Origin of the sequence: Methanoregula sp. PtaB.Bin085 (genome assembly GCF_002067035.1) — an archaeon.
In the GTDB taxonomy this organism is placed as follows: Archaea; Halobacteriota; Methanomicrobia; order Methanomicrobiales; family Methanospirillaceae; genus Methanoregula.
Window position 1 is genome coordinate 1 of record NZ_MVQB01000030.1, and the last position, 25538, is coordinate 25538.

At 56.0% G+C, this 25538-nt stretch carries 22 protein-coding genes and 1 tRNA gene; 11 read left to right on the top strand and 12 right to left on the bottom strand.

Features of this window, described 5'->3' with window-relative positions:
• Positions 1-118: 118 nt before the first annotated feature.
• Entirely contained in the window at positions 119-505 is a 387-nt protein-coding gene (locus tag A4E33_RS07460; protein ID WP_292347070.1) for a hypothetical protein, read from the bottom strand.
• 335 nt (positions 506-840) lie between these two features.
• Here A4E33_RS07460 and alaS point away from each other — a divergent pair, with 335 nt between their 5' ends.
• On the top strand, positions 841-3582 hold the full coding sequence (alaS, locus tag A4E33_RS07465) for an alanine--tRNA ligase (RefSeq protein WP_292347071.1): 2742 nt from the start codon (positions 841-843) through the stop codon (positions 3580-3582).
• Between the two features lie 3 nt (positions 3583-3585).
• On the top strand, positions 3586-4425 hold the full coding sequence (locus tag A4E33_RS07470; RefSeq protein ID WP_292347072.1) for a transcriptional regulator: 840 nt from the start codon (positions 3586-3588) through the stop codon (positions 4423-4425).
• 311 nt (positions 4426-4736) lie between these two features.
• Here the strand turns inward: A4E33_RS07470 and A4E33_RS07475 are convergent, their stop codons facing one another.
• From A4E33_RS07475 to A4E33_RS07485, 3 genes are all read right to left on the bottom strand, one after another.
• The gene (locus A4E33_RS07475; RefSeq protein ID WP_292347073.1) at positions 4737-5558 is read right to left on the bottom strand and encodes a hypothetical protein; all 822 of its coding nucleotides are present in this window, start codon (positions 5556-5558) and stop codon (positions 4737-4739) included.
• A 395-nt stretch (positions 5559-5953) separates the two neighbouring features.
• Positions 5954-6559, bottom strand: a complete 606-nt coding sequence (hisH, locus tag A4E33_RS07480; protein ID WP_292347074.1) for an imidazole glycerol phosphate synthase subunit HisH — start codon at positions 6557-6559, stop codon at positions 5954-5956.
• The gene (locus tag A4E33_RS07485) at positions 6537-7949 is read right to left on the bottom strand and encodes a phosphoadenosine phosphosulfate reductase family protein (protein ID WP_292347075.1); all 1413 of its coding nucleotides are present in this window, start codon (positions 7947-7949) and stop codon (positions 6537-6539) included. Before A4E33_RS07485 ends, hisH begins: the two co-directional genes overlap by 23 nt.
• Positions 7950-8085: 136 nt before the next feature.
• On the opposite strand from A4E33_RS07485, the gene A4E33_RS07490 reads away from it, so the two are divergent.
• Both A4E33_RS07490 and A4E33_RS07495 read left to right on the top strand, forming a co-directional pair.
• Positions 8086-8361, top strand: a complete 276-nt coding sequence (locus A4E33_RS07490) for a hypothetical protein (protein ID WP_292347076.1) — start codon at positions 8086-8088, stop codon at positions 8359-8361.
• Positions 8358-8732, top strand: coding sequence for a hypothetical protein (locus A4E33_RS07495; protein ID WP_292347077.1), 375 nt, complete (start codon positions 8358-8360; stop codon positions 8730-8732). The genes A4E33_RS07490 and A4E33_RS07495 overlap by 4 nt, the downstream gene beginning before the upstream one ends.
• A 14-nt stretch (positions 8733-8746) precedes the next feature.
• On the opposite strand, the gene A4E33_RS07500 is transcribed toward A4E33_RS07495, so the two are convergent.
• From A4E33_RS07500 to A4E33_RS07520, 5 genes are all read right to left on the bottom strand, one after another.
• A complete protein-coding gene (locus tag A4E33_RS07500; RefSeq protein WP_292347078.1) occupies positions 8747-9088 on the bottom strand; it encodes a hypothetical protein in 342 nt (113 codons plus the stop codon).
• Between the two features lie 1300 nt (positions 9089-10388).
• Positions 10389-11303 (bottom strand): UV DNA damage repair endonuclease UvsE, encoded by a 915-nt coding sequence (gene uvsE, locus A4E33_RS07505; protein WP_292347079.1) that lies wholly within the window; start codon positions 11301-11303, stop codon positions 10389-10391.
• 24 nt (positions 11304-11327) lie between these two features.
• Positions 11328-11825 carry a TspO/MBR family protein gene (locus tag A4E33_RS07510; protein WP_292347080.1) on the bottom strand — a complete coding sequence of 166 codons (498 nt, stop codon included), beginning with the start codon at positions 11823-11825 and terminating at the stop codon, positions 11328-11330.
• 100 nt (positions 11826-11925) lie between these two features.
• Positions 11926-13068, bottom strand: coding sequence for a competence protein CoiA (locus tag A4E33_RS07515; RefSeq protein ID WP_292347081.1), 1143 nt, complete (start codon positions 13066-13068; stop codon positions 11926-11928).
• A 98-nt stretch (positions 13069-13166) separates the two neighbouring features.
• Positions 13167-13997 (bottom strand): DUF4013 domain-containing protein, encoded by an 831-nt coding sequence (locus A4E33_RS07520; protein ID WP_292347082.1) that lies wholly within the window; start codon positions 13995-13997, stop codon positions 13167-13169.
• A 187-nt stretch (positions 13998-14184) separates the two neighbouring features.
• Here A4E33_RS07520 and A4E33_RS07525 point away from each other — a divergent pair, with 187 nt between their 5' ends.
• The 3 genes from A4E33_RS07525 to A4E33_RS07535 all read left to right on the top strand — a co-directional run bounded on the left by A4E33_RS07525 (position 14185) and on the right by A4E33_RS07535 (position 15528).
• The gene (locus tag A4E33_RS07525) at positions 14185-14367 is read left to right on the top strand and encodes a hypothetical protein (protein ID WP_292347083.1); all 183 of its coding nucleotides are present in this window, start codon (positions 14185-14187) and stop codon (positions 14365-14367) included.
• A gap of 44 nt (positions 14368-14411) precedes the next feature.
• Positions 14412-14588 carry a hypothetical protein gene (locus tag A4E33_RS07530; RefSeq protein WP_292347084.1) on the top strand — a complete coding sequence of 59 codons (177 nt, stop codon included), beginning with the start codon at positions 14412-14414 and terminating at the stop codon, positions 14586-14588.
• A gap of 619 nt (positions 14589-15207) precedes the next feature.
• Positions 15208-15528, top strand: coding sequence for a cupin domain-containing protein (locus A4E33_RS07535; RefSeq protein ID WP_292347085.1), 321 nt, complete (start codon positions 15208-15210; stop codon positions 15526-15528).
• 68 nt (positions 15529-15596) lie between these two features.
• Here the strand turns inward: A4E33_RS07535 and A4E33_RS07540 are convergent.
• The 3 genes from A4E33_RS07540 to A4E33_RS07550 all read right to left on the bottom strand — a co-directional run bounded on the left by A4E33_RS07540 (position 15597) and on the right by A4E33_RS07550 (position 18189).
• A tRNA-Gly gene (locus A4E33_RS07540) sits at positions 15597-15668 on the bottom strand.
• A 1480-nt stretch (positions 15669-17148) separates the two neighbouring features.
• The gene (locus tag A4E33_RS07545; RefSeq protein ID WP_292347086.1) at positions 17149-17436 is read right to left on the bottom strand and encodes a hypothetical protein; all 288 of its coding nucleotides are present in this window, start codon (positions 17434-17436) and stop codon (positions 17149-17151) included.
• Between the two features lie 381 nt (positions 17437-17817).
• Entirely contained in the window at positions 17818-18189 is a 372-nt protein-coding gene (locus A4E33_RS07550) for a VOC family protein (RefSeq protein ID WP_292347087.1), read from the bottom strand.
• A 123-nt stretch (positions 18190-18312) separates the two neighbouring features.
• Between A4E33_RS07550 and A4E33_RS07555 the strand changes: the two genes are divergently transcribed.
• The 4 genes from A4E33_RS07555 to A4E33_RS07570 all read left to right on the top strand — a co-directional run bounded on the left by A4E33_RS07555 (position 18313) and on the right by A4E33_RS07570 (position 25420).
• Positions 18313-18942, top strand: coding sequence for a bifunctional precorrin-2 dehydrogenase/sirohydrochlorin ferrochelatase (locus tag A4E33_RS07555; protein WP_292347088.1), 630 nt, complete (start codon positions 18313-18315; stop codon positions 18940-18942).
• Positions 18935-20212: a glutamyl-tRNA reductase gene (gene hemA, locus A4E33_RS07560; RefSeq protein WP_292347089.1), complete on the top strand. Its 1278-nt coding sequence runs from the start codon at positions 18935-18937 to the stop codon at positions 20210-20212. The genes A4E33_RS07555 and hemA overlap by 8 nt, the downstream gene beginning before the upstream one ends.
• A 178-nt stretch (positions 20213-20390) precedes the next feature.
• The gene (locus tag A4E33_RS07565; protein ID WP_292347090.1) at positions 20391-22427 is read left to right on the top strand and encodes a hypothetical protein; all 2037 of its coding nucleotides are present in this window, start codon (positions 20391-20393) and stop codon (positions 22425-22427) included.
• A 599-nt stretch (positions 22428-23026) separates the two neighbouring features.
• Positions 23027-25420: a PKD domain-containing protein gene (locus tag A4E33_RS07570; protein WP_292347091.1), complete on the top strand. Its 2394-nt coding sequence runs from the start codon at positions 23027-23029 to the stop codon at positions 25418-25420.
• Positions 25421-25538: the final 118 nt, after the last annotated feature.

Here is a 25538-nt window from a genome sequence, read left to right on the forward strand (position 1 = left end):
GATGTCAGAAAACAAATATACTTCTGATCTGAGAAGAAGTAGTGCTCCTTGTTTTGGTTTCCCATACCTTATACAAGGAGCACCTTGTTCTTAGCTTTTCCGGTTACTTAACAGGGTTTCAACAGAGCCCAAATTTGAAATAATTGCCCCGGTATTCAAAGAAATATGTTTCTGGATTTTTGAAAAATTTGCTTCCTATTATTTTGTTGTATTCCTCCCAGGAAAGCCCCACAGAATAACCGATCCTTGTCCCATCTTCATTGGGATCTCCTTGTTTGGATTTATCACGCATCACACGTGCCAGAGAAGGGTATTCATCAAAATCTTCATCAACCGCCTGCACAACCGGTCCATCGGGTATTCCACTCACATTCATTTTTGTTACCGTCATTCCCGGATGAGGTGGATTGAAGATCTCGGAACTCGGGACTAGAAAAATAAATACAAGAAGAATAAAGACAGCAAAAAAACCTACAATATGGTATATCGAGAGTTCAGATTTCATCACAATAAAGAAGTATTTTTTTTATTATAATAGTGTTGTGAAATTGTTCAGAACAGGACAGCATCGCTGACTCTGGCGGGGCGCTCTGCGGCAGCCTTCGATTCCCGGTTTTCCCGGCCCTGCTCTGGCCCCGCCGTGCCGCGGAGCGGTCCTGATGCGGGGAGCACTCATAAAACCTCATCATTCGGCCGTGAAATCCCGTTCGTATGCGTTTCTTCTAACGATGTCGAAGAACGCTGATGCGTTCTTCTCCTCTCTCGGCTCTGATGAGCCTCAAGATAACAAAAACCTATTACATTCTGTCACCAACTGTACTGACGATTGTGTGATTGTTCATGTTAGAGGACGAATACCAGCTCGATTACTTTAAAACCCAGGGATTTGTACGGAAGATCTGTAAAAGCTGCGGGTCGGCGTACTGGACCCGCGACCCTTCGCGGGAAACCTGCGGGGATGCACCGTGCGAGCCCTATAATTTCATCGGCAGCCCGGTCTTTAAGCCGCATACGCTCGATACCATGCGCGAGGCGTACCTCTCCTTCTTCGAGCAGAACGGTCACACGCGGGTGAACCGGTACCCGGTTGCTGCACGCTGGCGGGACGACATCTACTTAACCATCGCCTCCATCGCCGACTTCCAGCCGTTCGTGACCAGCGGCGTGGTCCCCCCGCCGGCAAACCCGCTGACCATCTCGCAGCCCTGCATCCGGCTCAACGATCTCGATTCGGTCGGCAGGTCCGGGCGGCACCTCACCACCTTCGAGATGATGGCCCACCACGCCTTCAACACCCCCACCGAGGAGATCTACTGGAAGGACCGGACCGTGGAACTGTGCGACCAGTTCCTCAAGTCCATCGGCGGCGACATCACCAGGGTCACCTACAAGGAGAACCCGTGGATCGGCGGCGGTAATGCCGGGCCGAGTGTCGAAGTCCTGATCGGCGGCCTCGAAGTCGCGACGCTCGTCTTCATGAGCCTCGGGCGGCAGAAGGGCGACGGGCCGGGCTATGAGCTGAAGGGCGAGATGTACTACCCGATGAAGCTCCGGATCGTTGACACCGGCTACGGGCTCGAGCGGCTTGTCTGGGCATCCAAGGGTTCGCCCACCATTTACGACGCGGTCTTCCCGGAGATGGTGAGTAAGGTCATGGGAGCTGCCGGCATCTCTCACATGCTCGACAACAAGGACTTTGCCCGGATGCTTGCGCTCAACGCGAAGTTCGCCGGCCTTATGGACATCTCCGGCTCTAACCTCTTTGCCCTGAGAAAGAAGGTGGCAGCAGCGATCGACGTCCCGACCGAGAAACTCGACAAGATGATTGCCCCCGTCGAGAAGGTGTACGCGATCGTGGATCACACCCGGTGCCTTGCCTACATGCTGGGCGACTGCATCGTCCCGTCCAATGTCCGCGAAGGCTACCTGGCCCGGCTCGTCATCCGCCGCACCCTGCGGATGATGAACGAGCTGAAGATCAAAGAGCCGCTGGCTGACTTAATCGAGCAGCAGACAACCATCATCGGCACCGACACGTTCGAGCAGGACCTTTCAGTCGTGCGGGAGATCGTGGACCGCGAGACCGAGAAGTATGCGTCCACCCTCGAACGCGGCACCCGGATCGTCCAGAAGATCGCAAAGACCTACAAGGCCAGGAGCCAGCGGGTCCCCCTTTCGGAGGTCATGGTCCTCTACGACTCTCACGGCATCCAGCCGGAGATGATAAAAGAGATCGCGGCAAAGGAAGGTGCGGTCGTCGACCTGCCAGACAACTTCTACTCCATGGTCGCCGACATGCACTCCGAGTCAAAGAAGGAGGACGGGGAGGACGCTACGGCAAAATATGCGGAACGGCTCAAAACCCTCCCGCCGACCAGGCGGATCTACTACGACCAGCCCTCGGCAGTGGAGTTCGAGGCTGTTGTGCTGGACTTCTTTGACGGCTACGCGGTCCTCGACCAGACGCTCTTCTACCCGGAGGGCGGCGGGCAGCCGGCCGATACCGGCACGCTGATCGGCGCCGACAGCATGGCGCAGGTGGACAGCGTCGTCAAGGTCGGTGAGGTTATCCTCCACCACATCGCGGGCGGTGTCCTCCGGCGCGGCGAGCGGATCAAGGGCATGGTGGACGAGGAGCGGCGCTGGTCGCTGATGCGCCACCACACCGCAACCCATGTCCTCCTCCATGCCTGCAAGGAAGTCCTCGGGGCCCACATCCACCAGGCCGGTGCCCAGAAGGGCAGCGAGAGTTCGCGCATCGACATCCGGCACTTCAAGCACATCACCCCTGACGAACTCCGGAAGATCGAGATCGCGGCAAACCGGATGATCATGCAGAGCGTGCCGGTAGAGGTCGAGATCGAGGATCGCACGAAGGCCGAGCAGAAGTACGGCTTTTCGCTCTACCAGGGCGGCGTGCCGCCGGGCCGGGAGATCCGTATCGTCAAGGTCGCGGGGGACATCGAGGCCTGCGCCGGCACCCACTGCCGCAGCACCGGCGAGGTCGGCATGGTCAAGATCATCCGCGTCGAGCACATCCAGGACGGCATCGAGCGGATCGAGTTCGCGGCCGGCATCGCCGCGATCTACTACATGCAGCACCTCGAGGGGATCGTCTCGTCGTCTTCCGCTGTCCTTTCGGTGCAGGACGAGAACCTGCCGGCAACCGTGACCCGTTTCTTCAATGAATGGAAGGACCAGCGCAAGGAGATCGAGAAGATGACCCAGAAGCTCGTCGAGCTCGAGATGAGATCACTGGTTGCCGAGAAGATTGGCGACGTTTCCGTTGTCGTGAAACGGATCGATCTCCCGCAGAAGGAACTCTCGCTGCTGGCCGCATCAGTCTCGGAGAAGGGCGGCGTTGCCCTGCTTGCCGGGTCCGGCGAATCGGTCCGGGTCGTGCTCGCATCGGGCGACCAGCGGGTGAATGCCGGCGACATCATCGGGCAGGTCTGCGGCATGCTGGGCGGCAAGGGCGGCGGCAAGCCCTCGATGGCGCAGGGCGGCGGGCCGGATGCGGCGCAGCTCGACCTTGCCCTGAAGGTCGGGCGCGAGCGGATCATTGCGGCACTGAAGGGATAACACATGACCGAGAATGTCGTGTTCCTGGAACCGGGCGACGAACGGGCGCAGAAGATCGCAAAGGCAATGGGGAGCCAGACTGCAAGCGACATCCTGCAAATCCTTGGCGAAGGGCCAAAGAGCCTGACCGACATCACCGAGCGGCTGAACATACCGATGAACACCGCGAAGTACCATGTCGAGAACCTTCTCGACGCGGGGCTCATCGCCGTGGAGCAGACAAAGTACAGTATCAAGGGCCGCGAGGTCAAGATCTACACGCTGACCAACCAGCTGCTGGTGGTCGCGCCCCGGCAGACCAATGTCCGTTCGCTCCTGCTGAAATACGCGTCCCTGTTCGGGATCGTTGCGCTTGCCACGGTGATCATCTCGGTCCTGCCCACGCTGTTCGGCGCGGGGAGCATGATCCGGGGAAGCGCCAACACGCTCAACATGGCGCCGGAGTACACGATGGTGCGGGAGACCGATACGGGCGTGGGCGCCGCAAAAGCCATCAGCGAGGCTGTAGCCCAGAACGTGACCCGGGCACCGGAGGTGCTGTCCGCCGGAACCAAAGGAGCGGCAGACACGTGGGCGGCCGGGAACATCTCGCCGTCCATACTCCACACTGCCGCTGCCACGGTGCCACCGACCCCGGCACCGACTGCGTTGCCGACTTTTACGCCGACCATGATGCCCCCGCAGCCGGTGACGCAGGCCGCTTTTGACGGGGGGCTTGGCACCGGTGCAGGCACCGTGTTCCCGGTCCCTGACCCGGCGCTCGCGTTCTTCCTTGGCGGCGTGCTCGTCATCTTTATCCTGCTCTGCTACGAGGCATGGCTCTGGAAGAAGAGCCGGAAATAACCCTGTTTTTTCACCGGTTCCGTTCCGGGATTTATAAAAGAAAACCTGCAGGGCAGGCGTGTTGGAAAAAGGATTCTGTTAAAAACCTGTAAGGAGAAGTATCGCGTAACGATGGAGCCACGGTCGCTCGGGGTCTGTCAACCCTCGCCCTGTAGAGCACGGCTGTATTCGAGTATCCTGAAAAAGGTCGAAAACGGGGGTCAAGGGAGCTTGCCCCCCTTGGACTGCCTCCCCCTCTGGGGGAGAAAAGGGGTCACCCTCACAATCCCTCTGAGCGCGTTTTGAGAGAGATTTCTAAAGAGCTGAAAAAGTTATCGTCTCTTCATTCCCTCCGCCACCACAAGTCCCGCAATCCCAATCGCCCCAATGACCGCAAGAGGCGAGAGCGGGGACTGGGTCGTGGGGAGCGGGGTCGGCAGCGTTGTTGGCGGGACCGTGGTGGTCGGGATTGTTGTCGGAACCGTGGTCGGTTCGGGCGTTGGCGGGGCTTTCACGGTAAACTTCTTGATGCCGATGAATCCCTTGGTATCCTTAAATGAAACCTCGTAGGTGCCGGGGTTCGTCACCGCAACCCGGTACGTGAATTCACCGGAGCCGTCCTTGATCTGTTCCTTCGTCCCGATGAACTGCGGCCCGAAGATCTTTCCTTCGGGGCCGCGGACCTCGATCTCGACGCCCTCACCACCGAGCTTTGTGATGGATCCCTCGATCCTGAGCGCGTCCTCAAGATCCTGGGTGACCGGGGAGGTGATGGTGATGTCGTCCGACCGGTCGAGGACCGTGACAAGCTTGAATGTCACCGAATCCGAGCTGAGGCCCTCCTCACCTCGTTTCAGGTCCTGGACCTCGATCTTGTAGGTCCCTCCCGGCAGCCCCCGGGTCTCGAACAACCGGTACTGGGTAACGTGGTCCTCCTGGATCGTCACTGACTGCCGGCTCAGCTCGGTTGCCGTGTACTGCGAACGGTAGAGCACGAGGTCGAACGTGTTACCGGCGGGCAGGTTACTGTCGATGGAGCATTTCAGCGGCAGGCCGACCTGCACGGTCGCGGGGCAGTCGATATAGAGCCCATATGCGGATACCGGTCCCGCGATGCACGCGAGACCAAGCGCAAACAGCAGGATCCATTTCATGACAACAGCATCGAATGCGTCAGGATAATAGGTTTGTGTTTCCGCGGGGTTCTCAAACCCCGAGGAGGAGAAGAAAGTCATCAGACTTTCTACGATTTGTCGAATCCTGTAACGCAGGGTGAGACAGGAGAAGAATTGCGGAGCAATTCTTCGACTTGCGAGGGATTATCAATTACAAGATGATGAAAGCGTGAAATCAAAATGATCGCCCCCCTTGCGCCAGCCCTGCCCCCGTTGGGGGCGGGGGCGCTTAGGATTCCTCCGAATTACCTGTACGGGAAAAACGAGAAATGTCCGGAAAAACTTACTCCGTCCTATCGCAATGCGCCCCGTCCCCCCTTGGGGGACTGGTGGCGCAAGAGGGGGGCTGCGTTTCTTAGAAAAACGAGGAGAGGTCAAACCATTCCGACAAAGTTCCGCAGCAGCCGCAGCCCCGCGGCCCCGCTCTTCTCCGGGTGGAACTGGACGCCGAAGACATTCCTGTTTGCGACCGTTGACGCGAACGGGCAGATATACTGCGTGGTTGTCAGCGTGAATTCCGGCGTTGTATCAGCATAGAACGAGTGGACGAAGTACACGTATTCGTTCTGCCGGAGGCCGGCAAAGAGCGGGTGGTCTGCGTTCCGGATCTCCAGCGAGTTCCAGCCCATGTGCGGGACCTTCATGCCGGAGCCGTGGGGGAACCGCTTCACGCAGCCGGGGACGAGGCCAAGCCCCCGGTGGATGCCGTGCTCCTCGCTCGTCTCCATCAGCATCTGCATGCCAAGGCAGATCCCGAGGAGCGGGACGTTGCGGGAGGCGGCGATCACGGTCTCCTTGAGCGGGCCGAGCTGGTCCATGCCCTCACGGAACGCCCCGACGCCCGGAAGCACGAGAGCGTCCGCTGCCGCGATCTCGGCTGCATCCGCCGTGATGACCGCGTTCGCTCCCGCCTTCTCGAGCCCCCGGATCACGCTCCGGAGGTTCCCGAGCCCGTAATCAATAATGGCTGTCTTCTTCATCGCTGCCTCCTTCCACAAGCCGCCATTTCCCGTCCGTCACCCAGTCCGGGGGAAGCCCGTGCGCCTGCCGGTATTCCTCCAGCCGGGCAATCCATCCCTGCCAGAGATCCGGGTAGCCGGCCTCGATCCCATGTATCAATGCCATATCGCTGGACGGGCACATGAAGCAACCGATCCGGTCCAGGTGCCGCTCATAGAGGACATTGTACGGCGCCTTCTCCCGTATGAGATAGAGCCAGACGTGCAGAGCGGTCCAGTTGTGGATCGGGGCTGCCGAGAGCTGGTTTCTCACGTTCCTGTTCCGCCAGACCCGGTCGCTGTCGGCACGTTTCGCCGACTCGTAGCGCCGCTGGCCGATGAACGAGAGGCACTCGCCCCACCGCTCCCGGATCAGGTCGCCGACCGGGGTCAGCTTGCAGACTTTGCAGCACCACCGGGCATTGACCGCGGGCGGGCCCTGCGCCGCAAACGTCTTCCAGAAGCTCGTGTTCCCGTCCGTCCGGATCACTTCGAGGCCGTACCGTTCCGCTGCCTCGTTCACATTCGCATAGGTCTCGGGGAACTCAAGGCCGGTGTCGGCAAAGAGCATCGGGATCTTCCCGATCGCCTTTGTCACCACGAGCAGGGTGGCAAGGCTGTCCTTGCCGCCGGAGTAGGAGACGTTCTTGACAAGATCCGGGTTGCGCTCCGCAACCGACTGCACAAACCAGACCGATTCCGCTTCCGCACGGTCGAGCACGTCCGCGTTCGCCCGCACGGCATCTTCCCATGAGGCCCTGCCGGGGACCACCTGCGACGGGGTGTTGCGCCGGGTCCTGACAACCTGTCCCTTCTCCATGGCCCGGGCTGCCGCTGCATCAACCTTCGCCCGGCCAACCCCGATGCAGGTGCCGTCCTTCGTGAGGATGAAGACCTCGTCGCCGGCCCGCACGCTGTCATCGATCGCGATCATACCGGGCCGGAGCACGCTCATGCCCTTGTCGCGGATGAACGGAACGGCATCGTCGCTGATCACAACGAACCGTTTTTTCGGGAAGAACAGGCTGCAGGCCTCCGGCCGGGGCACCGGCTCCCACCGGCGCTTGTCCGGGAAGTACCGGATGATCCCCGCGATACCGCCCCCGGCAACAATCTCTTCCATCCGATCCTTATCGGGAACCTTGTTGAGGAGCGCAAGGTGACCGTCCGGGATGAGCGGGGCGCCGAAGTGTTCCGCGTAGATCCGGTTGATGAGCGCGATATCGGCCGGAAACGCCGGCCGGGCATCGCCCGGAGGCGTGACCGGAACCGGCCGGGTCTTTGCCCCGCAGGCGCACTGCTCTGCAAGCACCGGTACGTGGCACGAGTCGCACCAGCGGAGAAGGATCTTTCCCAGATAAGACGGGCGCATTCCTCGTAGTATTCGCACCGGGAGAATAAAAACAAGCGGCCGGACCCGACCGGTTCTCGTACCAGCCGGAACGTTCGGATCGGTCCTCTGCCCGCTCCCGGATCCGCGGGGGCATGGATAAATACCATTCTTTCCCATGGTACAGGCAGACATGATCGATACCTGGCTTTTATCCGCCCTGGTAACCGGAATCCTTGCCCTCCTCGCCATGGTCCGTGGCGTGCGGGCTGTATTACCGGACGACCGTCTCGTTACCGGCACGGTGGCAGTCATCCTTGTATCCCTCTGTGCACTCACGCTGGCCATTGCGTGGAGCATGTTCGTCATCCTTGACGGTATGATCCTCGTTGCCCTGCTCGCGTTCGGTGCAATGATCTGGTATGCAAAACAGCCGGAGGCCGGCAGCTCATGAGCTCCCTTGCAGCCGACATCCTGATCTGGGTGCTCCTCTTTGCCGGCGTACTCTTCGGCGGCATCGCGATCATGGGGCTCATGCTCTTCCCGGACACGAAGAGCCGGATGTTCACCGCGTTCCGTGCATCTGCCATCAGCTGCGGGGCGGTGTCGCTCTCCGCGATAGTCTACGCCGTCACGCTCTTCTCTGAAACCGGGAGTGATGTGTACACTTCCCTGGTCCTCCGGACCGTCTCCCTTGCTGTTGTGCTTGGCATCGGTTCGTGGATGATCTACGGGATCATCCGGGAGAAGACAAAGGCCGTGGTGCCGGCAGGAAACGGGCAGGCGGACGCTTGTCCAGAAACCGGTAAAAAAGACGGGGAATAATTTTTTTCTTTTTTTTACAGGTCTTCCATTTCCTCTGCCCCTGACGGCTCCATGAAGCAGAGGGTCCCGGCAACGCCGAGGCATGCGACCGTGGGGAGGTAGAGATAGAGGAAGTTGAGCGTGTTTGCGATCGGAACCGTAAGCGTGATGAAGACCGCGGAGGTGATGAGCATGTACCCGGCAAACTTCGTTTCTTTCTTTGCGATCGCTGCGCCCATCAGGCCGAGGCTGGAGAACAGGGCGGCCTGCACGCCGGACAGGATCATCTCGTTGGATGAGGCTGACAGGATCACAAACAGGGCTGTCGCCAGTCCCAGGAATCCCCCGATGATCCCGAGAATGAACGGCTTCTTCATACAGGTAGGGATGATCTGCGGATGTATAAAGGTTGCCCTTCCCGCAGCGAATTTTTTTTGTGCGGGCACCCCCGCAAAAATTCTGTCTTTTTTCGCCCTGTGCATGCGCTCTGATCCTGCGCAAAATCCGGAATTTTGCGAAATATAAATGAATCAAATATTGCGTTATGAACCATTCCGGGGATTTTACAGACAATTGCGCAATTTCTGATGGAACGCTTTGTTAATCAATTCCCGGGAAAAAGCGACAATTTTCCTGCCAAAAAAATGCTGATGATGGGGGTTTCTGGGCGCGAAAATCGCGTTGTGACCAAAATATTTATTAATTGACAGAATGAGAGAAAATATAACCCTTTCCGGTAGGAGGTGGATTTCCGAATGGCAGCAGCAAAGAAGGCGGCAGCTAAGAAGCCGGCAAAGAAGGCAGCGGCACCTAAGAAGAAGGCCGCAGCGAAGAAGAAGAAATAATCTTCTTCTTAAGGGACCAATTTTACACTTTTTCTCGCCGGTGTTTTCCAGAAAATTTTTCCTGCACGGTTCGCTGATCGATCGTGTTTTGTGATTGTTTTTGCATGATCAGATCCGGAATTATCTGAGAATTTTTTGTGCCGGCGATCTGTTTTTCTGATGCGTTATCGATCACGATCACGATCATTATCGCGATCAGTGCTGCACGATCACGAGCGGAATTTTCTGAGTGGTTTTGTGCATTGATCTTCGCGATTTTATCACCGGTAAATCGTAATTATCTGTGCGTGATCACGAGCAGATTTGTCTGAGAATTTTTCTGTTCGTTTTATGTACCTTAGATCAATGATCTATCACGATAACGATCATAATCACAGGATGATTGCAGAAATTTACTGAACACTATTTCCGAACGTGAAAAGGGATCATTGATAGATGATTGATCGTGATTTTTTCCTGAGTTTTTTTCATGAATTGTATCAGAAATTTTTTTATTGACGCTCTTGGGGGATCCGTTTCAACCCGCCCCCGCCGCGTGGGCATCCCCCGCAGTGCGATATCCCCTCATACACAGGGAGTCCGGGAGAAAACGGAATCATGCACTATCGCAATGCGCCCCCGCCCCAGCGGGGGCAGGGCTTGCGCAAGGGGGGTGATCCGTTTCCTTTACATTTATTTTTCAGATCATCAGGTATCCATCAATCGCACTCGTCACGGCATCATTACAAAAAATGATCAGTTACCGTACCCACGATCAATCACAGATCGATCGCAATCGCTCTGCATCACTGCATCAGAAAATTTCTGATCATCTTCCATGCAGGATAACACATCATCCCAATGCATCGGAAGATTTCCCGGCAAACCGCGGATCCGCCCGTGCCGCCTCCACCGCAGCAAGCGCACTTGCCTCCTTGTCCTTGATCTCAAGCATGATGTCCATATCCCATGGCTGCGAGATTGCAAGGAACCTCGCGAAATCCTGAAGATCGATATGGTCCGCGTGACCGCCCGGGCGCTTATCCGGGTGCTGCGAGCTGTAGTCCGCCATCATGATCCCGTCCGCTCCCTTCCAGGTCTTCCGGACCCTGTCGATCATGGTCTTTGTATCCTCACCGCGGTTTGCGCATGCATGGTGGAAGACATCGAAGAGCACGGGGATTCCGGTGCGTTCATGAATCGCGAGGCAGTCTGATGCGGTGAACCGCTGGTCATCGTTCTCTACAACAAGGCGCCTGCGGATGACCGGATCAAGCGTCTCATACGTCCGCACAAACCGATCAATGCTTTTCGCTGCATCGCCGTACACGCCCCCCGCGTGCAGCTGGATCTTCGCGGACGGGGGAAGCTCCATCAGGTCCAGCACCTCCGCGTGGTACATGAGCTCCGCGATGCTCCGTTCCACAACACCCGGGTCCGGTGCATTGAGAATGATGAACTGGTCCGGGTGCATGGAGATCCGCATGCCGGAGTTCCGGATCAACTCCCCGGCCGCTGCGAGATCGTCCGCGAACGTCACCTGCCACGGGGCCGTGCAGACCCGGTGCGATGCAAACGGTACGAGAACGGACGTGATCCGGAAGAAGAGGATATCGCGGTTGCGGTTCCATGCAAGGATCTTCTGCAGGCACGCAATGTTCTCCTTCACGGTTTCGAGCAGGTGCTTGTCCGAATACGCTGCGAGCCGGAAGGTCCGGTTCGCGGTGCAGCCGATGCTCCGGTTGATACAGGGATACCCGATGCGCATGATACTCCGCCGTGCCCTCTGCCGTCACGGGTTCATGAGATATATTGCGCCGTTCAGTGCGGTGGCGAGCGTTACCCACGCGATGTACGGCACGAGCAGGTACGCGGCGGTCCTGTTCACGCGGTAAAACGCCGCGATCGTTGCAGCGATCAAGAACCAGAGAATGAGGATATCGATGAGCCCGAGCAGGGGCGACCGGAGGCCGAAGAAAAGGAACGACCAGGCTATGTTGAAAACGAACTGCACGCAGAACAGTGCAATCGCTTTTTTCACCTCCGGCTTTTCCGTGCCGCTCTGCCAGACAAGGTACAGCGCAATGCCCATCAGCGTGAAGAGCGTGATCCACACGGGCCCGAAAACCCAGCCGGGAGGAGTGAAGAACGGTTTTGCGAGATCCGCATACCACGAGCCGGGTCCTGTAATTGTCACGAGCGACCCGACGCTCCCGGCAATGATGCAGAAGAGTACTGCAGCGATCAGGTGAGGATACGACTGGATCGTTTTTCCTTCCGGTGATTCCATGCCGGCTCTTTTTCCTGTAGTGTATTAAGGATATAGATCGGGGATGAGAGGGATTGCCCGGGCGGTTGGAAGGACTCAGAAGAACCCCGACGGGAAATTATCACCGTGATTTTCCATCAGCGATCCGGCGCTCCAGCACATCCATCGCATGACTGAATGATGATTCCCAGCGATCGAATCGCTTTACGCATTCGTCCAGTTTCTTTACCTGTGATGCCGGACCCGGCCGGAAGACCAGCACCGGTCTCTCTTTTCCCGGGATCCTTTTCCATGCAAACAGGCCGTACGGATCCGATATGTACAACCGGTACTCGGTCTCCAGCCATTCCAGCTCGGAGCAGATCTCACCGGATTTTTTCCGGAGATCATTTGCCGGGAGTTTTCCGTTTTTAAGGATCCGTAATGCACGGTCTGCCCGTTTCCGGTACGTCCTGTCGCGGACGATCGCGTGATAAAATTCCCGGAACCGGAAGAGTGCCGGCGCTGCACGGGCCCGCAGTTTTCGTGTATGTTCAAACGCGGCGGCAGTCTCCTCAAGGTACTTCCGGTAATTCCCGGCCAGTACCTCGCGTGCAAAGACCTCGGCGGGAATTGCCGGGTTGTTCGTCGTGAAAACTTCCTGCTTCTTCGCGTGCAGCCCCGCGGTCCGGATCCTCCGCGTGATGAAAACATGGTTCTCCGTACCTGTTTCAAAAACGGATTCGTCAAGATACGGGACGCGTTCGCCCGGCCGCGGATCGCCTTCGCGGAGCCATGATTCGTACGATGATGCAAAATCGTGCGCCCGGCCGAGATACTCGTCCAGCAGCCAGTACGACTCGATCCCCGCGTCCCGGTAGTTCCGGTCCCGCTCCGCGAGCTGGTCCGGGGATAGTGCGCTGATCTGGATCTCGAACGCAACCTTCCGGCCGTCCTTCTCCGCAAGCACGTCCGCGACCCACGACCGGTCCGGCGCCGGAAATTCCACGTGTGTTTCCCAGCCGGCATCTTTGCAGGTCCGGTAGATGAGATACTTGAGCTCGAGGTGCTCCAGCGACTCCTCCGCGTACCCGCAGCCGGTGTCCACCGCGTGGTAGAAATGCTGCGTGCCCCGTTTCGATCGCCGCAGGTGCCCCGGCGCCCCGCAGCAGGCCATCGTGATCGCGAGCCCCTTTTTGTGCTGCGCTGCAAGGTCCGCCCATTCCTTTTCGGAAAGGTCCGGGCCGATGATCGTTTCGCCATTGATGATGGCGCTGAGGGGCATGATACCGGACTGTACGGTTTTTCGTATTAAATAAGCAGATCAAAACCCGTTCCACGAGGGGAGGGGGACCGGATTTTTTCACAGTCCGGAAAAAAGATTCAGGCCGGTTCCGCGCAGTCGTAGAGGATGCTGAAGTACCGGTGGATGAAGATCGCGATGAACGGACCGAGGATGACCTGAATGAGCAGCATGATCAGGGTGAAGACAACGCCGATCAGCGGGATGATTCCCAGGATGGTCTGGATGACGAACACAACGACATTGAAAACGATGAGGAGGATTGCAAGGATAAGGAGCGCCATGATGTAGAATCCCCAGCCGATCCTTCCGATGGTTGACAGGATCCCGGAGAAATTGAATGCTTCTGAAACCGATCCTGTCCGGGCGAACCTGACAATGCCGATGATCCAGAAGAGGGAAAGGATAACCGCCGAAAGGAACGCGAGCGCGAAACCTCCGAGCATGGTCAGCATCATCTCCATCTGAGTTGCTGTCGTGTTTGTCGAGGGGCCGTTGACGAGCGGCAAGACGGCGGCCGCAATGGTCGCGAGCACAAGCAGCATCGGTATGAGGAAGTAGAGGAAGTAAATGACCGTGTACCGGATCCCGCTGCCGAACAGGAGCCAGGGATCGGGAAACGCCGGCAGTTCCGGATCTTTGTTCATTACGTGGACCATGAATCCCTCGTAGAACGAACTGAGGAGAAGGATCAGCAGGAACATTACCGCAAGACCCGCAGCAATGAGCGGCAGCTGCGCCATCAGGGTATCGCCCCGGACCCCCGCGAGGATCATGACAATCACGAACCCGATCAGCGGGATGTAGCAGAGCTGCGACAGGATGATCAGGATGAGCCACGTGGCAGGTTTGCCGGTCAGCCCGCTGTACGTATACTGGAACGCGTTCCCGGGAATATCTCCTAAATCCATGGTTTCACCGTATCTGAAAAATACTGGTCCATTATTTCATCCTGATTGCATTAAAACGGATTGATGTTATCCGGCCGGGCCTGCGTGCCCCGCCAAGGTCTCCGCAGGTGCCCCGGCACCCTCGTCTCCATTCACTTTCACCCGCCGCCATCCTGCCATTCAAATCCCGGTCCCGCAATGGTTGTGCATGGGACGGTACCCTGAGAGGAAACTGACGTACTGGTGTTTCAAGAAAGACCCGTACGACAACACGGTGAGCCTGGCCCCGGTGCCGTGCCGGAAAGAGGCATGCGAGTGGTTCCGCGATTCGTACCCGTACTGCATCCACATGGAGAGGCGGGACGAGAAGGGGTACGAGGTGTTCGACTGAACCGGGATTATGTTTCCTCCGGAGCTGACGCGAGCCGCACGCCCATGTCGTACGCCTTCCGGCAGTCCTGCGGGAAGACCTCGCGGTGCCTCTTCTCTTTTGACGCGGACACTGATGTGTTCGACAATTATTCCCGGTACGAGATCGTCCACAACAGGACCACCGCGTCCAGCCGGGCGCCGGCCGGATACCCCGGGACCCGGCAGGAATGCCGGTGCTGAACGAGTGGCCGACCATGTTCTGCGATCCCCTCCATTTTTGTGAAAAAGTGGAATATTTCCAAATGGTTTCCTTTAATTGTGTGAATAGAACTGGAATTTCATATAGAAAAATTTAATATCTGAACTGGCAATTATTACGTATGTGCCAGAAACCGTACCTCTTTGCCGGGTCCTGTAACGGTACCGGACGTGGTGTTCCATCCGGGGAGCAGCCGGATCGGATGTCCGTGTTCTCCGATGCAGGCAAGCCGGCAGCGGGGCAGGGTCGGGCACTCCTGCGGGACCCTCCGGGTCCGCAGTGCACATGACAGATACTGGGGAAATCAATCATTCAATTCCAGGACAATGCACGTTCCGGGATCCCGGGCTTCGCCTCCTTTTCCCCCGGGATCCTTTTCGTTTCCTTTCCCGCGTGATGCGCCCGGCCGGTGTTCCGCCCATTGCCTGCCACACTCCTGTATGATACACACCCGCGTAACGGCTGGTCTTTGGTGAACGGATATCCGCGGGAGGCAGCCCCGCAGGTTTTTTCACGAAACGCGATTTTTCACAAGATACAAGAGTCATCAGCAGCCAGTACCCGGTCAGCACATGTGAACTACAATAACCGGAGACAACCATGTTTGCAAAAACCAGCAAATCCGGGTACATCACCGCAGCCCCGGGCATAAAGAGGAAGACCCTCGTGTATGGCGACAAGACCCTGATGACCGAGTTCCTGCTGGAGAAGGGGACGCTGCTCGCCAGCCACAGCCACCCGCACGAGCAGACGGGCTATCTCGTGTCCGGCCACATGATCCTGACGGTCGGGAACGAGGCGCAGGAGATCCGGCCCGGGGACAGCTGGATGATCCCGGGCGGTGTGGAGCACCACGCGGAGATCCTGGAGGATTCCGTTGCGGTGGAGGTGTTTGCGCCGCGGAGGGAGGAGTATGTGTGAGGGGGGCTTTCGAAGGTAACAAAAAACCGAGTGAAAGAACTATCATAAAAAAATTAAAAAAACGCGTATGCGCCGACCGGGACTCGAACCCGGGTTTAGGCGTTGGCAACGCCTAGTGATAACCACTACACTATCGGCGCAGTGTGCTCTACAATGTGGGAACTCAAACGATTTAAGTATATCGAAGACGGGGACGACGGGGCGGTTTTAAGGCCGGGGCGGTGTTAGAGGACCGGGAAATTTTTCCGGCAGGAAATGCCGGATAAAACAAATGCGGAAAATTTTCCGGGAAAATTTGTTGTCAGTAAGGCTGCCGATTGTAGGATAATTATCCGACAAAACTATTGCGTAACCGGCAATTTTCCCAGGTTTCCGGCGTGAGCGGTCCGGCCGATCAATCGGATCGCGATTGAAAATTTGCGGGCGGAAAAATCTGTGCGATTGAAAAAAAATTTCCGGAGAACGGATTGGGATAAAAAGAATAAACTGATGGACATTACGAGTCCTCCCCGCCTCAGGGCCCCTCGCGGGGCACGGCGGGGCAAGAGCAGGTCCAGAAAAACGCTCATTGAAAGCCGCCGCGGGAGCGCCCCCGCGGGGGCGGCGGCAGGCATCGCACTCGGGGGTATGGGGGCATCAGCCCCCATCTTTGACCAACTTTTTTTCAATGATAATCTAATCTCTCTTTCCAGATCCCAACGTCCAAAACCACAGGCCCTCGATCCCGGGGCCGTTGTAACATTGCTCTACCATGCCTCACCAATTCCCGCCGGAGAATCGCGAATTCTTCCGGGAGAATTACCGTGTTTTCCGGAAACATTGCCTCTCCTCCTATGGAACAGAAGCAAAAGACGTACACCAGAGCACGATACGGGCCTGGAATTTTTCGGTCGGGGACTGGTATCCGGACCCTGCCCGGAAAACCCCCTCCCGGACGGGTCCCTGTCCCGAAGCACGTCCGGCCTCCTTTTCGCCCGCCCCAATCCTGCCATATCCTGTCATCCTTCTCCGGCGTGAAAATGGATGTTATTCGCGGAAACACTGCTGTTTTTCTCCAGAACACTGTCATTTCCTCGGAAAAAGAGGGGTAACCGGGCACGATACGGGCCCGGATGCGATCAACCCTTTTTTGGGTATGCCACCGCTTCCGCCAGGGGCCTCCACCGTCGTGCACCGACGGAAATCCCTTCCCGGGGCTCCACTAAGATAGTGCATTTCCGAACTCTGATCAGACCTGTGACGGGTATGTGACCCGTGACAGGTATCTGACCTGTCACAGGTATCAGACCCATGAGGTCCTACAGGTCATCAGATTCGGATGATAAGGAGAACGCAACATGTTCTTCGATAAGATCCTTCCCATTTTTACGTTGGGGAATCCGGAAAATATCCATATCCACATCCGGTCGGGCGACAGATTGCCGGCCCGGAATCTCTGGAGAAATGCGTGGCCGAAAAAATCTGGGAAAAATCAGGAAACATTCCGGAAAATTTTCAGAAAAAAATCCAAAGAAAATCCGGAGAAAATTCAGAGAAAATCCGTCCTGGAAAATTTTCCGGCCCGCACAATTCTCGGAAAAATCCGGCCCCGGGCAGCGCAAAAGAAAAAAACCGCCGGCTTCAGAACAGCCGCTTGTTCAGGATATCGTACACGCACTCCCCGACTTCGTTCTGCGTGGCCGGTCCCTGGTCGGGCAGCGAGGCGAGAAATGTTTTGCCGTCCGGGTTCGATTCGGCAAGTTTCGTGATGATCTTCCAGCCCATGCTGCCATGGGTCTCATCAAGGCCGCTCATGACAAGGAACTGGATGATCTTGATCGTAGCCCCTTCGGTCTTCAGGGATCCGTCGAGGACCTTCTGTATTGCAGTTTTCTGGTCGTCCGTGAGTGCCGTACTTACCCATGGCAACAGGATCTATTAAAACTTCACGATAAAAGGGGGCAATACCGGGCCGGGACCGGTTGGAGCGCCAGAGGATACACCAAAAGAACAACGATGGGGGCTGATGCCCCCATACCCCCTGTTGGGATGAACGGCCGCCGCCCCGAAAGGCGCCCCGCGGCGGCTTTCAATATCGGTTTTCCCGGACCTGCTCTGGCCCCGCCGTGCCCCGAGAGGGGCCCTGAGGCGGGGAGCCCTCGCAAATATCATGAGTTTAATATTTTTTCATCGTTCGCGCGTGAACACACGTGAACATTTCTTGGGGAAAAAACTGCCGGTGCCGTCAACGCATGCATAAAAAACCCGGCAGGCCGGTCAGAATAAAACCGGGAACACCCCCCCGCCATCTCACCCCGGCCGCTGGTGCAGGCCGATGGCATTGCCTTCCGTGTCCGTGATGACCGCGAAGAACCCGATGCCCTCAACGCCCCCTTTGGGCAGCTGGATCTTCCCGCCCAGTTTCTCCACCTTCGCGAGGACCGCGTCAATGTCCGTCACCTCCGCAAAGAGAAGGATCGGGCCGGGGCCGTGCCGTTTGTAAAGCCCGCCGGTACTGATGGCCCCTTCCTCCGGCGTGCCGGTCACGATCGTGTGCCGCTGGTGCTCCGGGAAGGGGAAATCCTTCATGGGCTCGACCTTCCAGCCGAGGAGCGAACGGTAGAATGTCCCGGCCCGGGCAACATCGTCGGCCGGGATATCGAAGAACCCGATGTTTGCCATGATGCCGGATGAGCAGCCGGACGATATGAAAATTCCGGCCGTACCAGTCCGCAGCAGGCCGCACGGGGGGCAGTGCCCGGATTGAAAAAGCAGGTTATTTGTAAAAGACCGGACTATCTGGTAATGATGATCCCCCTCTTTGTGGACTGCTCCGGCCGGCGTGTCGTCATCTTCGGCGGCGGGGCGGTGGCTGCACGGAAGGCGGCGTACTTCGCGGACGAGGCACGCGTGACCGTGGTGAGCCGGTCGTTCGTGCATAAGATCGAGACCATGCCGGTAAAAACCCGGGCCATGGACATCGAAACCGCGTCTGACGAGAAGATCGCGGCAGCGATCGGGAAGGCGTTCCTCGTCATCGCGGCACTCTCCGACCCGGTGCAGAACAACCGGATCGGCCGCATCTGCAGAAAGGCCGGCATCCTCTTCAACAACGCGGACGGCGACAAGGGCAGCGTGATCCTGCCCGCGGTGAGCAGCGGGGAGAACTATGCCATCGCCATCAGCACGGGCGGGAGCAGCCCGGCGGTCTCCCGCTTCATCCGCGAGTATCTCGAACAGGAACTGCCGGAGCTGGATGCCATGGTCGCGCTCCAGCAGAAACTGCGGGACCAGCTGAAGAAGAAGGTCCCCGAGCAGGAGCGGCGGAACGAGATCCTGAAAAAAGTGCTGGCCGACCAGCCGCTCTGGAAACTTCTGCGGAGCGACCCGGCAAAAGCGTGGAACCGGGTTGCGGCGAGGTACCTCGATGGATGAGGATACTATCCCGCTCGCGGTTGCGGGCGTCAGCCATCACACGGCAGACGTTGCCGCGATCGAGGCATTCCGGTTTGCGGACGAACCGGAGTTCCTTGCCGCCGCAAAGCAGCGGTTCGATGGCGCACTCCTGCTCCAGACCTGCAACCGCGTGGAAGTGATCGTGGAAGGGGACGTTGCCGATCTCAGGCAGTTCCTTGCGGAGCAGGGCCGGAAAGACTTCTTCGTGCACGAAGGCAGAGGGGCGCTCCGGCACCTCTTCGCACTCGCGTCGGGCATCGACTCGATGATCGTGGGCGAGGACCAGATCATCGGCCAGCTCAAAAAAGCCCTTGCGGACGGGCAGGAGGCCGGGACCGCGAGCAGTTTCCTGGAGCACTGCGTGAACAAGGCCGTCCATGTGGGCGTCGAGGTCCGGAAGCGGACGCTCATCAACCGCGGGGCGGTTTCCATCGGTTCGGCGGCCGTCCAGCTGGCCGAGGCGGAGATCGGCAGCCTTGCGGGGAAGCACATCCTCGTTGTCGGCAGCGGTGAGATGGGCCTGCTCGTTGCCCAGGCGCTCGCGGAGAAGCACCTGACCGCGATGTACGTCGCGAACCGGACGTATGGCCGGGCAGTCATTCTCGCCAGGAAGATCGGCGGCAAGGCCGTGCACCTCAACGAGCTCTACCACTACATCACGCTCTCGGACGTGGTGATCTCGTGCACCTCTGCCCCGCACGCGATCATCCACACCGCGGATCTCAAAAAGGCGATGAAGGACCGGTGCTGGCCTGTGGAAGGCCACCCCCGGCCGCTTGTCATCGTGGATATCGCCCAGCCCCGGGACGTAGAGGAGGGCGCCGGCGAGATCGACGGCGTCCGGCTCTTCACCATCGACAGTCTGCGGACAATCAACGAGCAGACCATGAGCACGCGGAAGGCCGAAGCCGGGCGGGCCCATGATTTCGTGGAAGCGGAACTGGAGATCTTCCTGCGCCACCTCCGGCGGCGGAACGCGGACGGGGTGCTCGGCGCCCTGCACACGTGGGCCGAGACCATCCGCGTCCGGGAGCGCGACCGGGCCATGACACGCCTCGGCGCAGCGGACCCGAAGGTCGCGGAGGTCGTGGACGACCTGACACGGGTACTCTCGCGGAAGATCCTGACCGAGGCAACGTTCGCGGTCCGGGCGTCGGCAGAGGAGGGCGACCTGGAGGCGGCGGAGGCGCTTGTCCGGGCGATCACGCGGGGGGAGCGGATCGCGAACGGGGACAACGGGAAGAAATAATCCATCGGACATGACCTGCCGGTAAAACAGATGATGCGTGCAGGGGATCGTGTTATTATCCTCCCGGATGCCGCAATCAACGCCGGGCAGGGAATGACGGCTTCCCTCCCTTACATCAAATAAGAAATTTAATAACAGTTTTCATCAAATCCTGATAGGGATATTTTTGATAAATATTTTGAGTGCCATCATAAAAAAACTGAATATCACTACTTTTCGTTATCTCTACCTTGTCGTTTTTGCAATTCCTGTCAACTATTTTATTATCAGCGGCCATTCCGGCATAATAATCCAGTGGGTTTTTTTCCGTTACCAGCTGACAGCCACTAGTGAATCGGTCATCCCGATAACAACATCGCTGTCAAGGGGTTTTCTGTACGTATCACACGAAGCTGCCATCTTTGAATCCCTGATTTTTCTCGGTTGTCTCTGTTTTGTTATCTCCTGGATCCTGTTGTTCTACAGAACGTCTGAACCAGTGAAAAAAGCAGGACTGTTTACGATCGCCGGTGCAATCCTCACCACGTCTGCCTACATCATGTTCTTAGGTTCAGGGGGAACTTCGATTCCCGTGGGCATGCCGTTCATCCTGGTTATCGGGAGTCTGATGTACTGGCATACGCCAGACAGTCCTGATATCAGTACGGGCAAAAAAACGGAGACTGAATCCGAAAATCCCCCGACCGGCAGTATTCCGGCAGAAGGTGCACCAGTTGCACCAGAGCCGCCCGGAAGCGCGGGGATCAGACCGGAATATTATTTCCCGCTGGTTTTCCTGAATCTGGTGACCAATTTTATCTTTTTGCCGTCGTACGGATTTGTCAGCGATGACTGGTCGCAGTGTTTTCACGCGTTCAGGGGGATTTCCCTGCCAGAACTGATTTTTGAATCCCACAGGCCGGGATTTTATATCATTTTAAAGGGATTGTCAATGATTTTCGGAACCGAGCCGATCTGGTTTTTCCTGTTCAATTTCATTGTCTCTTCGATCCTGCTTCTCATGGTTTTCATCACAGCACGATTACTGCTGGCAAAAATCCATCTTTTTTCTGAATCCTATGCTTTTCTGGTTGCAGTACTGTTCTGCATCCTTTTCAACAAAGGTGAATTATACGCGTTCGGCTCTGTAATTCCAGACAATATTGCTTTTGCCTTGTATCTTGTCTCCTTGTATTTCTACATACAGTCCGATAAAAAGCCCTTTTTTATTTTCCTGTCCCTTTTCAGTTTTACTGTCGCATTATTCACGTACGAAGTGGGAATCATCCTGCCATTTTTTTATTGCATTTACTCCCTCTGTACAGAGAAAACAATCCGGAAACCACTTGCTTTTTTTATCCCGCTCGTTGTGTATTGTGTTGTTCGCCTGACAAACTGGGGCGGTTATGGAATTGTCGTGAATCCCGGTAACGATATAACTCTGGTCAATTTCATCCCCTCGGTTACAGCAAATATCGTCTATCTGAAGTTTAACCTGGCAATTTTCATGAATACCTTTCCCGAATATTTCATGGATAGCATCACGGGATTGGAAAGGTTACCTTCACTTCCCGTAACAGCATTGCTCATTATCGACATTGTTGTTGCAGCACTCATCGTGTGGATCCTGACCAGATATTCACGTGAAGATCCGGAAACGCCGGAGTTCGATGGTACCCCGTTGATCCTGGTCGGACTGGCAGGGATTATTCTCTCATTCCTCCTCATCAGCCTGAATGGATTTATCGCCGGCAGATACCTGGTTTTCATTGATTTCTTTGTGTGTCTCCTGGGTGTATTGATTCTGATAAAATGTGCAGGAAAACGAAGTATTGCGTATGGCCTTTTTTTCATCATTGTTTTCTGCCTGCTGATAAACCAGGGATTGTACTTCAACTGGGTGGTTTCCGGCAATATCCAGCAGAGTTTTCATGAGGCCGTACAAAAAAATTCTGAAAAGATCAGCCAGTATGAGTTCGTGTATGTAAACATTACCGATCTCGGGGTGGTCAAAGGGAATTACCTGAATGCCCGTGGTCTTCACAGCTGGTCGATCATCGCAATGATGCAGGATGCCGGGATCGATACATCGGATACGACTTTGATTTATAATGTTGAGGACGAGAACGAGAAGCCCGTTGAGACGATTGAAAACCGATCGTATTTCGAGTTCAACCGGTCAAACGTTGATTTGACGAGGATGTATTACGCCGGGGTAAGCAGATCGGTTGCCTGAAATACCGAAAACCGGCTCTCCTTCATTTGTTCAGGAAGATATCTCGGGGAGAACAGAAATAAAAAAAGTCGAAGAACCTCCGGTTCTTCTCCTGATTCGGGTTTTGCAACCCTCATCATTCAGAAAAATACCTCTTCCCTTGGCAGCCGCCACTTTGGCGGGGCCTTGTCGGCGGCCCAGAGGACGTCAACCTTACCGCTGCCGGGTCGCTCGTGAAGGCGATCACCAAAGGGGGGGGAGCGGATCGGAAACGGGGTAGGAAGAGATTTTTTTCCTCTTTTTATTCTGCCGGGCGTTGAATTTATCTTTTTCAGCGATAAGCTTCGGACGCTCTCGGTGTTTCGCCGGGCGGCTCAAGCCCCTCCTCATGGCACCCCCCTGTTGTGATAGTTCAGCATTACCGGTAAGGGAATTTCATCGCATCTTCCCGTTCAGGTAAAGGAGAGGCATTGAATCGTCTCATCATAAATCACGAGAAAAATCAAGGTATCGCAATATGATAGTGCATTGAAGATTTTTCATTGAAATAATTAACAACTTAAATTAAGATCAAAGTATTTTTATACATTAAGGATAGACCGGATCGCGATGTGAACGACATGATCTCGGGTTTTTGTGGGAAAAAACGTGGAGTGAAACATTTGACACCGGACAAAAGAATTGTTTTATTGATGGTGCTTATACTTGCATCAGGAATTATTACTACGATAGTGGCTGCTGATGAGAATTCAGGAGTGGATAATCTTACACAGAATGTGCTCCCGGAACAAGATACATATTCAGCGGGTTCAGATGAAATCGGACAGACGGGATCGGAGAACCTGACATTCAGTACGTCCGATCTCTCCCGGGTAAATACTACGAAGAGGGAATCAGAATTCCAGAGTGTTGCATATGCAGTCAGCGCACTAGCCCCTGTCGCTGACTTCAATGCAACCCCGCGCTCAGGTCCTGCCCCGCTTTCCGTGCAGTTCACGGATATTTCCACGAATTCTCCCACAAACTGGTCGTGGAATTTTGGTGACGAATGGTGGATAGCGAGAAGTTTCCATTGCACAGTGGTCACCGCAAATGGCACCATCCTCGTGATCGGCGGTGCCGGCGACAAGGATTACGCTAATGATAAAATATTCAGTCTGGGTAACTGGCGTTTATACAACGATGTCTGGAAGTCAACCGACTCTGGTGCGACCTGGACGCTGGTAAACGGGAGCAGCGCGTGGTCGGCTCGCAGGGTTCACAACACCGCAGTATTGCCCGATGGCACTATACTTCTGATTGGCGGAGGGGACTACGCCAAATACAGGAACGAAGTATGGAGGTCATCCGACCAGGGCGTTACATGGACCATGATAAATGCAAACGGTGGATGGACACCACGGGAATCCATGGCCATTGCAGTCTTGTCCAATGATACCATCATACTTTCCGGGGGCACATTGTCAGGAGGGTATACTCAGTTCAATGATGTCTGGCGATCCACGGATAAGGGTTTGACGTGGGTGCAGGCGACTGCAAATGCCCCGTGGCAGAAAAGGTATGGCCACACAATGACCGTACTAGGCGATGACAGCATCATCCTTGTCGGGGGATACACGTTCGGGGGTTCTCCTCTTTATCCGCGGGACACGTGGCGTTCGACCGATCAAGGCACGACCTGGGTGAGGGTTTCCCTGGATAACGGTTTTGACGGGAGAATCCTCCAGAGCAGCGCGGCACTGCCGGACGGCAGTGTTATCCTGCTTGGCGGGATTTCGTGGGGAGTCTATTATAACGATACATGGAAATCGATCGATAACGGCGCGACATGGTTCCGGGTAACCGCGAACGCCCCCTGGGAAAAACGCAATGCCCACACAAGCACGGTCATGCCGGACGGCAGCATCGTCCTCATGGGAGGTTATGATACCGCTGGCGGGTACAAGAATGATGTCTGGCGGTCGAATGACAACGGTACTTCCTGGACGTTCGTGGGCCGAGGGCCGGATAATTCCCCGGATCAGAATCCGTTGCACACCTACACGAAGCCGGGGATTTATACCGTGTCGATGAAAGCGACGAATACCGCAGGGAGCAACCGGAAGGTCAAGATGGGGTACGTGAAGGTGCCGCCACCTGTGGCGAATTTCAGCGCAAACACGACATCCGGCGACTCCCCATTGGGAGTACAATTCACGGATACTTCAACCGGCAATCCAACATCGTGGAACTGGTTATTTGGCGATGGCAACAGCTCTGTCGAACGGAACCCGTCGCACATCTACGTGGCGGCGGGGTCGTACAACGTGAGCCTGACTGCGGCGAATGCGGGGGGGAGCAATACAACGGTGAAGGCGGGGTATGTGGTGGTGACAGCGCCGGTGCACTGCGGTTATGATTCGTGTGATGATATCAATAATCAAACCGATTACGAGGAATGCGTCACCTGCAACAATCAGACATACTGTGAAGGACTTTGCGCAAATTCTAGCTGTGATTTAACGGGAGATAACGTCACATTTATTATCAATAATTATACCTGCTCTTATGGAAATTGGCTTCCTGCGAGCTGTGGCCAAAACGCTTTACTTAATTGGGCTTTGGAAGGGGATACTGATCAGTTTAAAGATGTTTTATCAATTGCGAGATGGAGAAGAACCACAGATTGTCCCAATATGGGCCACTCATATGTTTTTGAGAATCCCATGGGAAAAGATGTAAATATGGCCGGAGTAACCGCTGAAGATATTGGTCATTATCATGAGGTTGCAGCAGAACTACCTGCCGGAAAAGATGGGAATGATTATTCCAGTTGGAGATTTTTTAATTATGGAGAATCGAATATTACAAAAGGAATCGGTTTTCCGGGTATGCCAAATGGACAGATTCCGGCCGGGGGCAGAACATGTTATACCCAAGTGCGCATAAGGAAAATAGCTGGGATACATGGTTGCCTTGTTATTGATGATCCCCCGCAAATAGTAAAAACTTTTTACATCGATCGGCTCTGTTGAAACCCTGTTAAGTAACCGGAAAAGCTAAGAACAAGGTGCTCCTTGTATAAGGTATGGGAAACCAAAACAAGGAGCACTACTTCTTCTCAGATCAGAAGTATATTTGTTTTCTGACATC

Excerpts from the sequence above, each read along its gene's own strand:
- hisH (WP_292347074.1), bottom strand. The coding sequence starts at position 6,559 with ATGAAGAAGACAGCCATTATTGATTACGGGCTCGGGAACCTCCGGAGC.
- A4E33_RS07510 (WP_292347080.1), bottom strand. The coding sequence starts at position 11,825 with ATGGAATCACCGGAAGGAAAAACGATCCAGTCGTATCCTCACCTGATC.
- A4E33_RS07535 (WP_292347085.1), top strand. The coding sequence starts at position 15,208 with ATGTTTGCAAAAACCAGCAAATCCGGGTACATCACCGCAGCCCCGGGC.
- alaS (WP_292347071.1), top strand. The coding sequence starts at position 841 with ATGTTAGAGGACGAATACCAGCTCGATTACTTTAAAACCCAGGGATTT.
- A4E33_RS07525 (WP_292347083.1), top strand. The coding sequence starts at position 14,185 with ATGGGACGGTACCCTGAGAGGAAACTGACGTACTGGTGTTTCAAGAAA.
- A4E33_RS07475 (WP_292347073.1), bottom strand. The coding sequence starts at position 5,558 with ATGAAATGGATCCTGCTGTTTGCGCTTGGTCTCGCGTGCATCGCGGGA.
- A4E33_RS07470 (WP_292347072.1), top strand. The coding sequence starts at position 3,586 with ATGACCGAGAATGTCGTGTTCCTGGAACCGGGCGACGAACGGGCGCAG.
- A4E33_RS07490 (WP_292347076.1), top strand. The coding sequence starts at position 8,086 with ATGGTACAGGCAGACATGATCGATACCTGGCTTTTATCCGCCCTGGTA.
- A4E33_RS07485 (WP_292347075.1), bottom strand. The coding sequence starts at position 7,949 with ATGCGCCCGTCTTATCTGGGAAAGATCCTTCTCCGCTGGTGCGACTCG.
- A4E33_RS07500 (WP_292347078.1), bottom strand. The coding sequence starts at position 9,088 with ATGAAGAAGCCGTTCATTCTCGGGATCATCGGGGGATTCCTGGGACTG.
- A4E33_RS07495 (WP_292347077.1), top strand. The coding sequence starts at position 8,358 with ATGAGCTCCCTTGCAGCCGACATCCTGATCTGGGTGCTCCTCTTTGCC.
- A4E33_RS07570 (WP_292347091.1), top strand. The coding sequence starts at position 23,027 with ATGATCTCGGGTTTTTGTGGGAAAAAACGTGGAGTGAAACATTTGACA.
- A4E33_RS07530 (WP_292347084.1), top strand. The coding sequence starts at position 14,412 with ATGTCGTACGCCTTCCGGCAGTCCTGCGGGAAGACCTCGCGGTGCCTC.
- A4E33_RS07520 (WP_292347082.1), bottom strand. The coding sequence starts at position 13,997 with ATGGATTTAGGAGATATTCCCGGGAACGCGTTCCAGTATACGTACAGC.
- A4E33_RS07550 (WP_292347087.1), bottom strand. The coding sequence starts at position 18,189 with ATGGCAAACATCGGGTTCTTCGATATCCCGGCCGACGATGTTGCCCGG.
- uvsE (WP_292347079.1), bottom strand. The coding sequence starts at position 11,303 with ATGCGCATCGGGTATCCCTGTATCAACCGGAGCATCGGCTGCACCGCG.
- A4E33_RS07460 (WP_292347070.1), bottom strand. The coding sequence starts at position 505 with ATGAAATCTGAACTCTCGATATACCATATTGTAGGTTTTTTTGCTGTC.
- hemA (WP_292347089.1), top strand. The coding sequence starts at position 18,935 with ATGGATGAGGATACTATCCCGCTCGCGGTTGCGGGCGTCAGCCATCAC.
- A4E33_RS07515 (WP_292347081.1), bottom strand. The coding sequence starts at position 13,068 with ATGCCCCTCAGCGCCATCATCAATGGCGAAACGATCATCGGCCCGGAC.
- A4E33_RS07555 (WP_292347088.1), top strand. The coding sequence starts at position 18,313 with ATGATGATCCCCCTCTTTGTGGACTGCTCCGGCCGGCGTGTCGTCATC.